The organism is Saccharothrix lopnurensis (assembly GCF_042658445.1).
GTDB lineage: Bacteria > Actinomycetota > Actinomycetes > Mycobacteriales > Pseudonocardiaceae > Actinosynnema > Actinosynnema lopnurensis.
The window spans coordinates 16985-29951 of sequence record NZ_JBHSQO010000006.1; the positions used below are offsets into that span (position 1 = coordinate 16985).

The 12967-nt window shown below is 72.2% G+C and carries 15 protein-coding genes; 4 read left to right on the top strand and 11 right to left on the bottom strand.

Annotated elements, in window-relative coordinates; genetic code table 11:
* Positions 1 to 40: 40 nt before the first annotated feature.
* The 3 genes from ACFP3R_RS07910 to eccB all read right to left on the bottom strand — a co-directional run bounded on the left by ACFP3R_RS07910 (position 41) and on the right by eccB (position 3370).
* Entirely contained in the window at positions 41 to 1153 is a 1113-nt protein-coding gene (locus tag ACFP3R_RS07910; protein WP_380634273.1) for a WXG100 family type VII secretion target, read from the bottom strand.
* Positions 1153 to 1509: a hypothetical protein gene (locus ACFP3R_RS07915; protein ID WP_380634275.1), complete on the bottom strand. Its 357-nt coding sequence runs from the start codon at positions 1507 to 1509 to the stop codon at positions 1153 to 1155. Before ACFP3R_RS07915 ends, ACFP3R_RS07910 begins: the two co-directional genes overlap by 1 nt.
* A 217-nt stretch (positions 1510 to 1726) precedes the next feature.
* Positions 1727 to 3370, bottom strand: coding sequence for a type VII secretion protein EccB (gene eccB / locus ACFP3R_RS07920; protein ID WP_380634277.1), 1644 nt, complete (start codon positions 3368 to 3370; stop codon positions 1727 to 1729).
* Positions 3371 to 3653: 283 nt separating this feature from the next.
* Between eccB and eccE the strand changes: the two genes are divergently transcribed.
* The 4 genes from eccE (at position 3654) to ACFP3R_RS07940 (ending at position 8137) form a co-directional block, all read left to right on the top strand.
* Positions 3654 to 4856: a type VII secretion protein EccE gene (eccE, locus tag ACFP3R_RS07925; protein WP_380634644.1), complete on the top strand. Its 1203-nt coding sequence runs from the start codon at positions 3654 to 3656 to the stop codon at positions 4854 to 4856.
* Between the two features lie 14 nt (positions 4857 to 4870).
* Positions 4871 to 5575 carry a hypothetical protein gene (locus ACFP3R_RS07930; protein ID WP_380634646.1) on the top strand — a complete coding sequence of 235 codons (705 nt, stop codon included), beginning with the start codon at positions 4871 to 4873 and terminating at the stop codon, positions 5573 to 5575.
* Between the two features lie 257 nt (positions 5576 to 5832).
* Positions 5833 to 7392 carry a S8 family peptidase gene (locus ACFP3R_RS07935; RefSeq protein WP_380634278.1) on the top strand — a complete coding sequence of 520 codons (1560 nt, stop codon included), beginning with the start codon at positions 5833 to 5835 and terminating at the stop codon, positions 7390 to 7392.
* Between the two features lie 145 nt (positions 7393 to 7537).
* Positions 7538 to 8137: a Uma2 family endonuclease gene (locus tag ACFP3R_RS07940; protein ID WP_380634280.1), complete on the top strand. Its 600-nt coding sequence runs from the start codon at positions 7538 to 7540 to the stop codon at positions 8135 to 8137.
* 3 nt (positions 8138 to 8140) lie between these two features.
* On the opposite strand, the gene truA is transcribed toward ACFP3R_RS07940, so the two are convergent.
* From truA to infA, 8 genes are all read right to left on the bottom strand, one after another.
* Positions 8141 to 8929, bottom strand: coding sequence for a tRNA pseudouridine(38-40) synthase TruA (gene truA / locus ACFP3R_RS07945; protein ID WP_380634283.1), 789 nt, complete (start codon positions 8927 to 8929; stop codon positions 8141 to 8143).
* A 59-nt stretch (positions 8930 to 8988) separates the two neighbouring features.
* On the bottom strand, positions 8989 to 9567 hold the full coding sequence (gene rplQ / locus ACFP3R_RS07950; protein WP_380634286.1) for a 50S ribosomal protein L17: 579 nt from the start codon (positions 9565 to 9567) through the stop codon (positions 8989 to 8991).
* Between the two features lie 58 nt (positions 9568 to 9625).
* Positions 9626 to 10684 (bottom strand): DNA-directed RNA polymerase subunit alpha, encoded by a 1059-nt coding sequence (locus ACFP3R_RS07955; protein ID WP_380634288.1) that lies wholly within the window; start codon positions 10682 to 10684, stop codon positions 9626 to 9628.
* A 163-nt stretch (positions 10685 to 10847) separates the two neighbouring features.
* On the bottom strand, positions 10848 to 11453 hold the full coding sequence (gene rpsD / locus ACFP3R_RS07960) for a 30S ribosomal protein S4 (RefSeq protein WP_344036119.1): 606 nt from the start codon (positions 11451 to 11453) through the stop codon (positions 10848 to 10850).
* 23 nt (positions 11454 to 11476) lie between these two features.
* Complete coding sequence (rpsK, locus tag ACFP3R_RS07965; RefSeq protein WP_015105236.1) at positions 11477 to 11884, bottom strand: 30S ribosomal protein S11; 408 nt, start codon at positions 11882 to 11884, stop codon at positions 11477 to 11479.
* Positions 11885 to 11917: 33 nt separating this feature from the next.
* Positions 11918 to 12298 (bottom strand): 30S ribosomal protein S13, encoded by a 381-nt coding sequence (rpsM, locus tag ACFP3R_RS07970; RefSeq protein ID WP_380634290.1) that lies wholly within the window; start codon positions 12296 to 12298, stop codon positions 11918 to 11920.
* Between the two features lie 216 nt (positions 12299 to 12514).
* On the bottom strand, positions 12515 to 12628 hold the full coding sequence (gene rpmJ, locus ACFP3R_RS07975) for a 50S ribosomal protein L36 (RefSeq protein ID WP_010148647.1): 114 nt from the start codon (positions 12626 to 12628) through the stop codon (positions 12515 to 12517).
* Between the two features lie 49 nt (positions 12629 to 12677).
* Entirely contained in the window at positions 12678 to 12899 is a 222-nt protein-coding gene (gene infA / locus ACFP3R_RS07980) for a translation initiation factor IF-1 (protein ID WP_005166804.1), read from the bottom strand.
* Positions 12900 to 12967: the final 68 nt, after the last annotated feature.

Genomic DNA, 12967 nt, shown 5'->3' on the forward strand with positions numbered 1-12967 from the left:
CGTCCGGGCGGCCCTTTCTCCGGCTCTCGGTCTCGGGCCCTCAGTCCTCGCCGAGCACCGGGGGCGCGGACTTCTTGGGCCTGCCGAACAGCTCCTCGGCGGTGCCGGTGACGCGGACCTTCGACTGGTGCTCCCGGTCGCCGCCCTGCTGGCCTCCGGCGCCGCCCATGGGGGGCATCATGCCGCCGCCCACCACACCCGTCCGGGCCGCGCCGCCCGCCGCGCCGGCCGGCCCCGCCGCCGCTGCCGCCGGTCGCGGCGCGGGTTCGGCGGAGGGCCCGGCGACGGTCGTCGACCCGCCCTGCTGCACCTGCTCGGACGCGCCACCGCCGGGACCACCCGGCACACCGCCACCCGGCACACCGCCACCCGGCACACCGCCACCGGGGACGCCGCCACCGGGGACGCCACCGCCGCCGGCCGCAGCAGCGGCAGCAGCACCAGCAGCGGCAGGCTTCGGGTCGGCGGGCTCCCCGGCCCCGGCCCCACCCGGCGCGGGCTTCCCCGGCTGGTCGGCCGCGGGCTGCTCCGGCGCGCTGAACGCCCAGTTCCGCTCGGGGTAGCGGTGCTCCACCACCACGTCCCCGAACCGCTCCGGCTCGGACACGCCCTCGCACAGCCGGACGAACGCCTCCAGCACGTCGCGCACGGCCTCGTGCAGCTCCCGCGCCGGGTCGTGCAGCTCGTCCAGCAGCTCCACCACGCGCCGGTCGCCGTCCAGCGGCAGGGCCGCCGCGCCCGACACCGCGTCGGCCGCCTCGGCGAACACCCGCGACATGTCCCGCACGATGCCCCGCACCACCTCGGCGGTCCGGTCCAGCGCCTCGCCCATGGCGTGCATCGCGTCGGACACGTCCTGCCCGGCCAGGCCCACCTGGCGCACGTGGTCCACGAACGAATCGGCGTCCCGGCCCCGCCAGGCCGAGTCGAGCTTGCCCAGGGGCCCGGTCAGGTCGCGCGTCACGCGCTCGACCACGACGCCGGCCGCGCGCCACCGCTCGGCCTCGTCCTGGAGTTCGCCCCACTCGCCCAGCACCGGCCTGAAGTACTCGGCGACCAGGTCCCGCACGCCGAGCCGGCGGCTGATGCCGGACAGGTAGTCCAGCTCCGGTCCCACCGCGGCGGCCAGCTGACGGCCGTCCCCGGCCCGCATCAGCCCACCCCGTCCAGGCGCCGGCCGGCGGCGCGGACCAGCGCGAGCGCCTCGTCGTCCTGGCTGCCGTAGTGCTCGGACACGCGGTGCAGCCCCTCGGCGGCCGCCGCCAGCACCTCGCACGCCCGGTCGAGCTGCTGGTGGAGCACACCGGCGGCCCGCTGGTAGGCGACACCGCCGCGCAGCACGCGCCCCAGCTCGCCGAAGCCGTCGGGCGGCACGGGCGCCCGGCGCAGGTCGTCGCGCGCCCGGGACAGCTCGGCGGCGGCGTCCTCCAGGCGCTCGGCGTACAGCTCGATCCAGCGCGGGTCGACCGACACACCCGCCGCCGCGGACCCCGGTGGGACCTCGTTCACCCCGTCACCTCCCGCACCTGTGACGGGGGCCGGTCCGCTCCGGTTCCGCCGCCGCGCCCAGCCGCCCGGTATGCCTGCCCAGCCGCGCCCAGCCGCCTTGGCGGCCCCGCTCAGCCTCGCTCAGCCGGCCTGCTCAGCCGCCTTGACGGCCCCGGCTCAGCCGCGCCCCGCTCAGCTCTGCCGGCCCCGCTGAGCCGCCCCCGCCCAGCCGCGCCGCTCAGCCGCCCTGGCGAGCCCGCTGCTGCTCGGGCAGCAGCCCGTTCTCCTTGGGCACCGGGATGGAGTCCCAGCTGCGGGAGGCGTCGTTGCGGTTGAGCTGGGGCCCGTTGGGCAGCAGTCGCAGGATCGACTCGGGACCGGGCATGAACCCGTCCGCGCCGAGCCCGAGCGCGCCCGAGGTGAGGGTGTCGGGGATGCCGTACTTCACCCCGCGCCCGGTGACCAGGTGGATCGGGCCGGTGGCGAAGTCCTGCGTGGACGTCGCGCTGCGCACCACGGCCGCCTTGCCCGGCGCCATCACGAACTGGCTGACCACCTCGCCGGTCGCGCCCACCTGGTTGATGTCCACCGGCGCCACGGCGGACGGGATCGGCAGCGACGGCGAGATGGTCACCCTGGTGTGCTGCGACCGGTTGGCCGAGGTCATGTCCTTCGCCTGCCAGCCCAGGCAGATCACCCGGTTGTTCTGGTTGTCCTGGAGGACCTCGGGCACCTCGGTCGGGTAGTCGTCGAAGTCCAGCTCGCTGACCTTCTGCGCGTTGTTGGTCCGGGCGATGTCCACCTGGCGCGGCCGGGCGCCCTGCGCGTACTTCGCGCGGATCAGGTCGCCCGCCGCGCGGCTGATCTCCTGGAGCCCCTCGCGCAGCGCCACGTAGAACACCGGATCGGCGCCGGTGCGCGCCACCTCGATGACGTCGCCGACCTTCAGGCGCTCGTTCGAGACGTAGGTCACGGGCTGGTCGCGGCCCTCGATCTCGGGCGCCACCAGGGGCTTGGCCTCGGGGATCGCGTTGAGCAGGCCGGAGCTGATCGCCCGCGGCCGCCGGTTGTTCAGGTTCAGCGCGGTGAGCACCTCGGCCTGGGTCAGGTCGACCTTGGCGCGCACCGTGGAGGTGGAGGTGACCTTGGAGTTCACCGGCGCCTTGTAGATCAGGTACGCCTGCTTGTCGTCGGTGCCCGCGCGCACCAGCAGGGCCTGGTTGCCGTCCAGCACCTGGTCGCCACCGCTGTAGCCGGCGAGCACCGTGGTGGTGAACCGGCCCGGCGACCCCGGGTCGTTCAGCGACTCGTCGAGGGTCAGCGCGTCGCACACCGACCAGTCGGCGCCGATCCGGTCACCGGTCTTGGGCAGCACGTCCGGGCCGTCCGGGATGCCGGTCAGCCGGCCCTTGGGCAGCTTCGCCAGCGCCTTCTCGGTGACCAGCTTCGGGTCACCGCCCGCGGCCTGCGGCGCACCGGCCTGCGCGGCGGAGCCCGCCGGCGCGTCCGAGCCGCCCACCGCGGACTGGCTCTTGTCGGGCTGCTGCTGGGCCAGCAGCAGCAACCGCGCGGACGCCAGGTTCGTCATCGGGATGAGCGTGCGCGGGTTGCCCTGGCGCACCACGTAGACCTGTCCGGTCTCCTTGGAGATGGCGATCTGCGTGTTGTCGTCCACCTGCGGGTCCGGGGAGAAGAAGCCGAAGATGAGGAAGCCGATCAGGATCACGACACCCAGCAGCACGCCGACCCCGGTGGCGCGGGAGTGCGTCCGCATCGGGTCGTGCAGCATCACCGCGTCCCGGCGGACCAGGGCGGACTGCATCCGGCGCAGCACGAATCGGTACGCCTGGACCTGTGACTTGGTGGTGGGTGTTGATGCCATTCTCGGCTCGCTGCTCTCCCGGTCGCGGTACGGTCTTGCACGATAGCCGGACGGCGGGTGGTCCGTGCGCGGGTTGGCCAGACCCGGCAGGTCCGCCCGGCGCACGCCGACGGAAAGAGAACCAGACCGGATGTCCGTCACCACCCCACGACCGGGACCCGCCCCGCAGCCGGGGCCGCCCAACCCCGCCGCGGCCCGCGCGCAGCCCGCCGGGAACGCCGTGCGCGCCACCCTCCTCCGCGCCCGCCGCCGCACCGCCGGCGCCAGCCTGGGCGCGCTGCCGGTGGCCAACCTGGTGGTGCTGGAGGTCGGCATCGCCCTCGGCCTGGTGCTGATCGCGGTCGGCGCGACCGGGGACACCGTGGCGCCCGTGCCGATGTACGTCGCGGGCGGCGTGGTGCTGATCGCCCTGGTCCTCGCGTTCACGAAGTCCCGGGGCCGCTGGCTGACCCAGTGGATCTCGCTGGTGGTGCGCTACAGCTCCCGCTCGCACGGCCGCACGGCCAAGCGCACCGGCCCGGTGGAGGCGAAGCCCCCGTCGGAGGAGGAGAACTCGGTCATCGGCCCGGACGACCCGCGGGTGGCGCTGCTGCGCCTGGCGGTGCCGGACCTGGTGGTGGCCAAGGGGATCGACCACGAGCGCAACCCGCTGGGCCTGGCGTGGCACCAGGGCGCGTGGACCGCCGTGCTGCTGGTCGACCCGGCGCCGAACCTCATCACCGCGGTGGGCAGCGCGCCGTCGCTGCCGCTGGGCGCGCTGGCGCCGACGCTGGAGGACCGCGGCGTGGTGCTGGACGCGATCTCGGTGATCTGGCACTGCTACCCCGGCAGCGCGGCGCTGCCGGCGAACTCCCCGGCCCTGAACTCCTACCTGGAGGTGCTGGGCCCGCTGCCCGCCGCGGCGCGGCGCACCACGTGGATCGCGGTGCGGCTGGACCCGCGGCGGTGCCAGGCGGCGATCCGGGAGCGCGGCGGCGGCGTCGTGGGCGCCCACCGCGCGCTGATCGGCGCGCTGTCGCGGGTGCGCAACGCGCTGGAGTCGACCGGGGTGTCGATCCGGCCGCTGGACCCCGACGAGCTGATCCGGGCGGGCATCTCGGCCGCCGAGCTGACCTCGGTGGCCGGGTCGAACAACGCGGTGTCGCTGCGGGAGAAGTGGTCCGGCGTGACCGCGGGCGGCGTCGGCCACTCCAGCTACGCGATCACCGGCTGGCCCGCGAAGGGGATGCGCAACAACCTCAACGCCCTGACCGGGGTGCGCGCGCTGTCGTCCACGCTGTCGCTGACCATCTCGCCGAGCACCGAGGAGGGCCAGGTCGGCCTGCGCGGCATGGTGCGGGTCAGCGCGCGGACGCCGTCCGAGCTGGACCGCGCCGACGACCGGCTCAAGACGCTGGCGGACAAGCTGGACATCACCCTGACCCCGTTGAACGGCCTCCAGGTCTCGGGCCTGGCCGCGACCCTCCCGCTGGGCGGTGTGGCGTGACCAACCCCCGGCTGATGAACTCGCGCGGCGCGGGCGTGGCCCCGGAGTTCCTGGTGTCGCCGCAGCTGCTGGACGTGGTGAGCCCGTCGGGCGACCGCGGCGGCATGGTGCTCGGCTCGGGCCTCCAGGGCGAGCCGCTGACGATCTCGGTGCTGCGCTCCGCGCCCACCCGCATGGTGGTCGTGGGCGGGCTGTACCTGGCGCGGCAGATCGCGCTGCGGGCCATGGCGACGGGCGCGTGGATCACCATCGCCACCGGCCGCCCGGCGGCGTGGCAGCCGGTCGTGCGCGCGGCGGGCGCGGGCCAGGACGGGCGCCCCTCGCCGCTGGTGCAGCTGCGCCGGCTGAGCCCGGTGGAGCTGCCCCGGCCGTCGGAGGACAGCCCCCTGCTGGTCGTGCACGACGGCGGGCACGTGCCGCAGGAGCTGTTCCCGCCGCGGTCGCCGTGGCAGACCACCATGTACGTGTTGCCGTATTTGCACCCGCAGGCGGCGACCACGGCGAATACCGCGGACCTGGTGCTGCTCCAGCGGCTGCCGATCGGTCAGGCGCAGTTGGCGTCGCAGATCTGGCGGTTGCCGCCGCAGATGGCGCACCAGCTGACGACGTTGAAGGACGACCAGGTGATCGCGCTGGGCACGAACCTGTGGCGGCCGTTGCGCCTGGTCACGACGCCCGGTGAGCAGCAGATCCTGGGTGCCGTGCGCCGCGGCGACTGACCCGCGACGACCGACCCGCCACGCTTTACCGCCCCCGGACCGACAGGTTCGGGGGCATATTTTTTGCGATCGGTCCAGGCACTTTACGCAGCAATTCGTTGACAGCTGGAAAAAAAGTGTTGATCGGCCGTTCGTCCTATGTTTCCAAATAATTCTTGCGCAGCCCCCGCAGGCGAACTAGGAACGACTCACCGTGTTCGGACGGTATCGGGCTCGACACCGTGCGAACACACCCCTGCGAGGAGGAGACGCCGCACATGGGAGATGTTCGCACGTCCTGGACGAGGAGGCTGGGCGGAGCCGGCCTGGCCACCGGCACGGCATTCGCGGTGACGGCGGCGCTGACCACCTTCAGCGCAGCGGCGGAGGGGGACATCCGCGGGCTCGGCGCGCCGAACGCGGTGAAGGACAGCTACATCGTCGTGCTCAAGGACACGGGCGCGAGCAGCGTGAGCGCGCTGAGCGGCAAGTACCAGGCCGTCGTCAAGCACACCTACACGCGTGCGCTGCGCGGGTTCTCGGCCACCATGACCGAGGCCCAGGCCCGCAAGCTGGCCGCCGACCCGTCGGTGTCGTACGTGCAGCAGGACGGCGAGGTCACGATCTCCGGCACGCAGGCGCCGACCCCGTCGTGGGGCCTCGACCGGATCGACCAGGCCGCGCTGCCGCTGGACAACTCCTACACCTACCCGAACGAGGGTGAGGGCGTCACGGCCTACATCATCGACACCGGCATCCGGAACTCGCACGGCGACTTCGGCGGCCGCGCGTCGTCCGGCCGCGACACCGTGGACAACGACAACGACACCGCCGACTGCAACGGCCACGGCACGCACGTGGCGGGCACCGTCGCGGGCACCGCGCACGGCGTGGCGAAGCTGTCGAAGCTGGTCGGCGTGCGGGTGCTGAACTGCGCGGGCTCCGGCACCTACGCGGGCGTCATCGCCGGTATCGACTGGGTGACCGCCAACGCGGTCAAGCCGGCCGTGGCGAACATGTCGCTGGGCGGCGGCGCGGACGCGACCGTGGACCAGGCCGTGCGCAACTCCATCGCCTCCGGCGTCACCTACGCCATCGCGGCGGGCAACAGCAACGGCGCGGACGCGTGCAACTACTCGCCCGCCCGCACGGTGGAGGCGATCACGGTCGGCTCCACCACCAACACCGACGCCCGGTCGTCGTTCTCCAACGTCGGCACCTGCGTGGACATCTTCGCGCCGGGCTCGTCGATCACCTCGGCCTGGTACACCGGCGACACCGCCACCAACACCATCAGCGGCACGTCCATGGCGGCCCCGCACGTGGCCGGCGCGGCGGCGGTCTACCTGGCGGCCAACCCCACCGCGACCCCGCAGCAGGTGCGGGACGCCCTGGTGGACGGCGCCACGAACGGCGTGGTGACGAGTCCGGGCACCGGCTCGCCGAACAAGCTGCTGCGCGTGGTCGGCGACGCCACCGAGCCGCCCACCGGCTGCGACGCCCAGACCAACGCCACCGACGTGGCCGTGCCGGACCTGGGCACGGCGACCAGCTCGATCGCCGTGTCGGGCTGCGCGGGCAAGGCCGGCGCGGCGGCGCGGGTCGAGGTGCACGTCAAGCACTCCTACCGCGGCGACCTGGCGGTCGACCTGATCACGCCCAGCGGCGCGGTCAAGCGGCTCAAGGTGGAGTCCGGCTCGGACAGCGCCGCCAACCTCGACGCGACCTACACGGTGAACCTGTCGGCCGAGAACTCGAACGGCACGTGGCAGCTGCGGGTGCGCGACGCGTACCGGCAGGACACCGGCTTCATCGACTCGTGGACGCTCGACCTCTGAGCCCCGCCGGTCCCGTGAGCCCCCGGTAGCCCCGGGCGCACACCGCGCACGGCCCCCTCACCACCTTCCGCCGGTGAGGGGGCCGTGCGCGTTTCACCTGGTCAGGGGGTTGTTTGGCCGTTGGGGCGAGGGCAGGCTCATACTCATGTCGATCCAGGAGGTGGAGATGTCCGCAGCCGTGCAGCACCCGATCGGCCCTCACACCGTCGAGGACTGGCTGGCCCTTCCCGAACCGACGGACGGGTCACGCACCGAGCTGATCTCCGGGTACTTCCACATGTCTCCTTCACCAGCCGGTAGGCACCAGCGCGTCGTCCACCGGTTGACCAGGCAAATCGAAGACGCCATCTGGGCCGCGGGCCGGAAGAACCTGCACGTCGTGCCCGGCGTGGCGGTCAGGATTTCCTCCGCGCTGCGCACCGGCCTGATCCCTGACGTGGTGGTCCTCGACCAGGACCCCGAACTCGACGCGAGCTTCCCCGCGGAGTCGATGCTCATGGCGGTCGAGGTCTGGTCTCCGGGCAACACGCGGGCCGAGCAGGAGAGCAAGGTGTCCGCCTTCGCCTCGGCAGGGGTGCCCTTCGTGTGGACCGTCAACCAGCGGGACCGGCTGGAGCTGACCGCGTACCGTCTCGTTCAGGGGCGGTACCTCGCCCAGGACGTCCTGCTCACGGACTGTCGGGCGACCGTCGAGGCGGCACCGCTCCCGATTCCCGTGGACCTGAGCGGCGTCCTCGGCTGGTAGCCCTCAGGCCGGCGCGCCGCGCACGTTGCGCGTGACGGCCGCCCGCGCGGCCAGCTCCCCGTCAGCCGGGTAGTCCACCCGCACCAGCGACAACCCGTGCGCCGGGGCCACCGCCACCTCGCTCGACCGCCCGCTCAGCGACAGCAGGGAGGCGGGCCACCCGACGGGCTTGCGCCCCTCCCCCACCGCCAGCAGCGCCCCCACCAGGCTGCGCACCATGGAGTGGCAGAACGCGTCCGCCGACACGTGGGCGGTCAGCAGCCCGCCCTCCCGCACCCACTCCAGCCGCTGGAGCTCGCGGATCGTCGTCGCGCCCTCCCGGCGGCGGCAGAACGCGCAGAAGTCGTGCTCGCCCAGCAGCAGCCGGGACGCCTCGCCCAGCGCGCCCACGTCCAGCGGCCGGGGCCAGGCCAGCGTGTCCACCCGCCGCAGCGGGTGGGCCCCGGAGGGCGCGTCGGTGACCCGGTACTCGTAGTGCCGCCGCAGCGCCGCGAACCGCGCGTCGAACTCCGCCGGCACCACCCGCGCCGAGAACACCCGCACGTCCGGCGGCAGGGCCCGCGCCAGCCGCCTCGGCAGGCCGGCCACGTCGGTGGTCGGGGGCAGGTCGACGTGCGCCACCTGACCCGAGGCGTGCACCCCGGCGTCCGTGCGCCCCGCCACGGTCAGGCCGACGTCGAAGCGCAGCACCGTGGACATGGTGTCCTCCAGCACCCCGCACACCGTGCGCCGGCCCGGTTGGCGGGCCCACCCCGAGAAGTCCGTGCCGTCGTAGGCCAGGTCCAGGCGCACGCGAACGAGCCCGTCACCCCGAGAGGGGGCGACGGGCTCGTCGGCGAAGGGGGAGTCCGTCAGGACTCGTCCTTCTTGGCCTGCGGCTGGGCGGACTCGTCGTCGGCGCCCTCGGCGGGCTCCTCGTTCGCGTCCTTCGTGGCGGACTCGGGCGCCTCGGCGTCCTGGTCCTCCACGTCCTCGGCCTTGGTCTCCTCGGCCTCGGTGGCCTCGGTGGCCTTCGGGGCCTCGTCCTTGGCGAAGCGGGTCTTGCGGGCCCGCTCGGCCTCGGAGGCGACGGTCTGCTCCGCGACCAGCTCGATCACGGCCATGGGGGCGTTGTCGCCCTTGCGCGGCAGCGTCTTGGTGATGCGGGTGTAGCCGCCGGTGCGCTCGGCGAACTGCGGGCCGATCTCGGCGAACAGCTTGTGCACGATGTCCTTGTCGCGGATGACCTTGAGGATCTCGCGACGGTTGTGCAGGTCACCGGCCTTCGCCTTGGTGATCAGCTTCTCGGCGTACGGCCGGAGCCGCTTCGCCTTCGCCTCCGTGGTCGTGATCCGACCGTGGGTGAACAGGGACGTGGCCAGGTTGGCCAGCATCAGCCGCTCGTGGGCCGGCGAGCCCCCGAGACGGGGTCCCTTAGTCGGGGTGGGCATCGAATTGCTCCTCGGATTTCTTCCTGATCCTCTGCTCCGGCCCGGCCGCTAAGCGGCCTCAGAGCTGCTCGGTCTCCGCGTAGTCCTGGCCGTCGTCGTGGGTGTCCACGGACGTGTCCGCGGCACCCCAACCACCGTCGGTCGGGTAGTCCGACGCGGCGGCCGAGGGGTCGAACCCGGGGGGGCTGTCCTTCAGCGCGAGGCCGAGGCCGACGAGCTTCATCTTGACCTCGTCGATCGACTTGGCGCCGAAGTTGCGGATGTCCAGCAGGTCCGCCTCGCTGCGCGAGACCAGCTCGCCCACCGTGTGGATGCCCTCGCGCTTCAGGCAGTTGTAGGACCGGACGGTGAGGTCCAGGTCCTCGATCGGCATCGCGAACGCCGCGATGGTGTCCGCCTCGGCGGGCGAGGGGCCGATCTCGATGCCCTCGGCGTCGACGTTCAGCTCGCGTGCGAGGCCGAACAGCTCCACCAGCGTCTTGCCCGCGGACGCGACGGCGTCGCGCGGCGTGATGGAGGGCTTGGTCTCCACGTCGAGGATCAGCTTGTCGAAGTCGGTCCGCTGCTCGACACGGGTGGCCTCGACCTTGTAGGTCACCTTCATGACGGGCGAGTAGATCGAGTCGACGGGGATGCGGCCGATCTCGGCACCGGCCTGCTTGTTCTGCACGGCGGGGACGTAGCCGCGACCGCGCTCGACCACGAGCTCGATCTCCAGCTTGCCCTTGCCGTTCAGGGTCGCGATGTGCAGGTCCGGGTTGTGCACGGTGACACCGGCCGGGGGCACGATGTCGCCCGCGGTCACCGCACCAGGCCCCTGCTTGCGCAGGTACATGGTCACCGGCTCGTCCTCCTCGGAGCTGACGACCAGCTCCTTGAGGTTGAGGATGACGTCGGTGACGTCCTCCTTCACACCGGGCACGGTCGTGAACTCGTGCAGCACGCCGTCGATGCGGATGCTGGTCACGGCCGCGCCGGGGATGGACGACAGCAGGGTGCGGCGGATGGAGTTGCCGAGGGTGTAGCCGAAGCCCGGCTCCAGCGGCTCGATGACGAACCGGGAGCGGGTCTCGTTGACCGCTTCCTCGCTGAGCGAGGGACGCTGGGAAATCAGCACTGGGTTCTTCCTCTTCTCTTACCCCGGCGCCCGCCATATGACGCCGTGGGACACCAGTCGCGGAGACCGGCGAACGCGCGCGGCACACCATTCCGTGCCGCCGCGGGACCCGACCGGAGGGACCTGCCCGGTTCGGAAACGCGAGCCGGCCCCTCCGGGAGGATCACTTCGAGTAGAGCTCGACGATCAGCTGCTCGGTGACGGGCGTGTCGATCTGCGCCCGCTCCGGGAGCTGGTGGACCAGGATCCGCAGGTTCGACTGCACGACCTGGAGCCACGCCGGCACCGGGCGGTCGCCGAACGAGGCGCGAGCGGCCTCGAACGGGAGCGTCGGCAGCGACTTCGGCTTCACGTCGATGATGTCGAACTTCGACACCCGGTAGCTCGGGATGTTCACCTTCTGGCCGTTCACGATGAAGTGACCGTGGCTGACCAGCTGGCGGGCCTGGCGCCGGGTGCGCGCGAGACCCGCGCGGTACACGACGTTGTCCAGGCGGGACTCCAGGATCTGGAGCAGGTTCTCACCGGTCTTGCCGGTGCGGCGGACCGCTTCCTCGTAGTAGCGGCGGAACTGCTTCTCCAGCACGCCGTACGTGTAACGGGCCTTCTGCTTCTCCTGGAGCTGGAGCAGGTACTCCGACTCCTTGATGCGACCGCGGCCGTGCTGGCCGGGCGGGTAGGGACGGCGCTCGAACGCCTGGTCCCCGCCCACGAGGTCGACCTTGAGGCGACGCGAGATGCGCGTGGCCGGTCCGGTGTAGCGAGCCATGGTGTCTTACTCCTCCCCGTGCCTCAGACCCGGCGCCGCTTGGGCGGGCGGCAGCCGTTGTGGGGCTGCGGGGTCACGTCCTGGATGGTGCCGACCTCGAGACCGGCGGCCTGCAGCGAACGGATCGCGGTCTCGCGGCCGGAGCCGGGACCCTTCACGAACACGTCCACCTTGCGCATGCCGTGCTCGGCGGCCTTGCGCGCGGCGTTCTCCGCGGCCATCTGCGCGGCGAAGGGCGTCGACTTGCGCGAGCCCTTGAAGCCGACGTGGCCGGCGGAGGCCCAGCTGATCACGTTGCCCAGCGGGTCCGTGATGGACACGATGGTGTTGTTGAACGTGCTCTTGATGTGGGCCTGGCCGTGCGAGACGTTCTTCTTCTCCTTGCGCCGGACCTTCTTGACCCCGGCGCCCGTACGGGACTTGGGTGGCATCTCTGGGTGATCTCCTACGTAGTGCGCGAGGTCTTACTTCTTGCCGGCCTTCTTCTTGCCCGCCACGGTCTTCTTCGGACCCTTGCGGGTGCGCGCGTTCGTCTTGGTGCGCTGCCCGCGGACGGGCAGGTTGCGACGGTGGCGCAGCCCCTGGTAGGTGCCGATTTCCATCTTGCGGCGGATGTCGGCCTGAACCTCGCGGCGGAGGTCACCCTCGACCTTGAAGTTGTTCTCGATGTAGTCCCGGAGCTTGGCCAGGTCCTCATCGGAGAGCTCCCGCACCCGGACGTCCGGGGAGAGCTCCGTCGCCTTCAGCACTTCCTGGGAGCGGGTGCGCCCGATGCCGAAGATGTAGGTGAGCGCGATCTCCAACCGCTTCTCGCGGGGGAGGTCGACGCCAACGAGTCGTGCCATGCGGCGCTTTGCTCCTGTCGTCGTTTCTCCAGGTCTGCTCCTCGCCCGGTTCCGGGACTGACTCGCTGCGCCATCCGGTCGTTCTCACGACCGGTGTCCCGGCCCCGGCCTGGAGTCCGGGGGTGTGCCCGCGCGGGTGTGCCGCGGGGCAGGTGCGAGGAGGCTTGCTTCCGTGTCGCGTCGGTGAAGACTCGACCCGTGCTCGGTCGGTGCTGGTCAGCCCTGGCGCTGCTTGTGGCGCAGGTTCTCGCAGATCACCATGACCCGGCCGTGGCGGCGGATCACCTTGCACTTGTCGCAGATCTTCTTGACGCTCGGCTGGACCTTCACGCCTGAGCTTCTCCTGCGTCAGCCGGCGCGCCGAGGGGCGCGCCGGAGGTCACTTGTAGCGGTAGACGATGCGCCCGCGGGACAGGTCGTAGGGTGAGAGCTCCACGACTACCCGGTCCTCCGGGAGGATGCGGATGTAGTGCTGACGCATCTTGCCGCTGATGTGAGCCAGGACCTTGTGCCCGTTCTCCAACTCGACGCGGAACATCGCGTTGGGGAGCGGTTCGACTACGCGGCCCTCGACCTCAATGGCCCCGTCCTTCTTGCCCATGTCCTCCGCGTTTCGTGACGGTGGGTGCTTCCTGGATAGGTACTTGCCCGGGGCACGCGGCACCCCGA

Coding starts and splice junctions, on each gene's coding strand:
- ACFP3R_RS07910 (WP_380634273.1), bottom strand. CDS start 1,153: ATGCGGGCCGGGGACGGCCGTCAGCTGGCCGCCGCGGTGGGACCGGAG.
- eccB (WP_380634277.1), bottom strand. CDS start 3,370: ATGGCATCAACACCCACCACCAAGTCACAGGTCCAGGCGTACCGATTC.
- ACFP3R_RS07930 (WP_380634646.1), top strand. CDS start 4,871: ATGAACTCGCGCGGCGCGGGCGTGGCCCCGGAGTTCCTGGTGTCGCCG.
- ACFP3R_RS07935 (WP_380634278.1), top strand. CDS start 5,833: ATGGGAGATGTTCGCACGTCCTGGACGAGGAGGCTGGGCGGAGCCGGC.
- ACFP3R_RS07940 (WP_380634280.1), top strand. CDS start 7,538: ATGTCGATCCAGGAGGTGGAGATGTCCGCAGCCGTGCAGCACCCGATC.
- rplQ (WP_380634286.1), bottom strand. CDS start 9,567: ATGCCCACCCCGACTAAGGGACCCCGTCTCGGGGGCTCGCCGGCCCAC.
- rpsD (WP_344036119.1), bottom strand. CDS start 11,453: ATGGCTCGCTACACCGGACCGGCCACGCGCATCTCGCGTCGCCTCAAG.
- rpsK (WP_015105236.1), bottom strand. CDS start 11,884: ATGCCACCCAAGTCCCGTACGGGCGCCGGGGTCAAGAAGGTCCGGCGC.
- rpsM (WP_380634290.1), bottom strand. CDS start 12,298: ATGGCACGACTCGTTGGCGTCGACCTCCCCCGCGAGAAGCGGTTGGAG.
- infA (WP_005166804.1), bottom strand. CDS start 12,899: ATGGGCAAGAAGGACGGGGCCATTGAGGTCGAGGGCCGCGTAGTCGAA.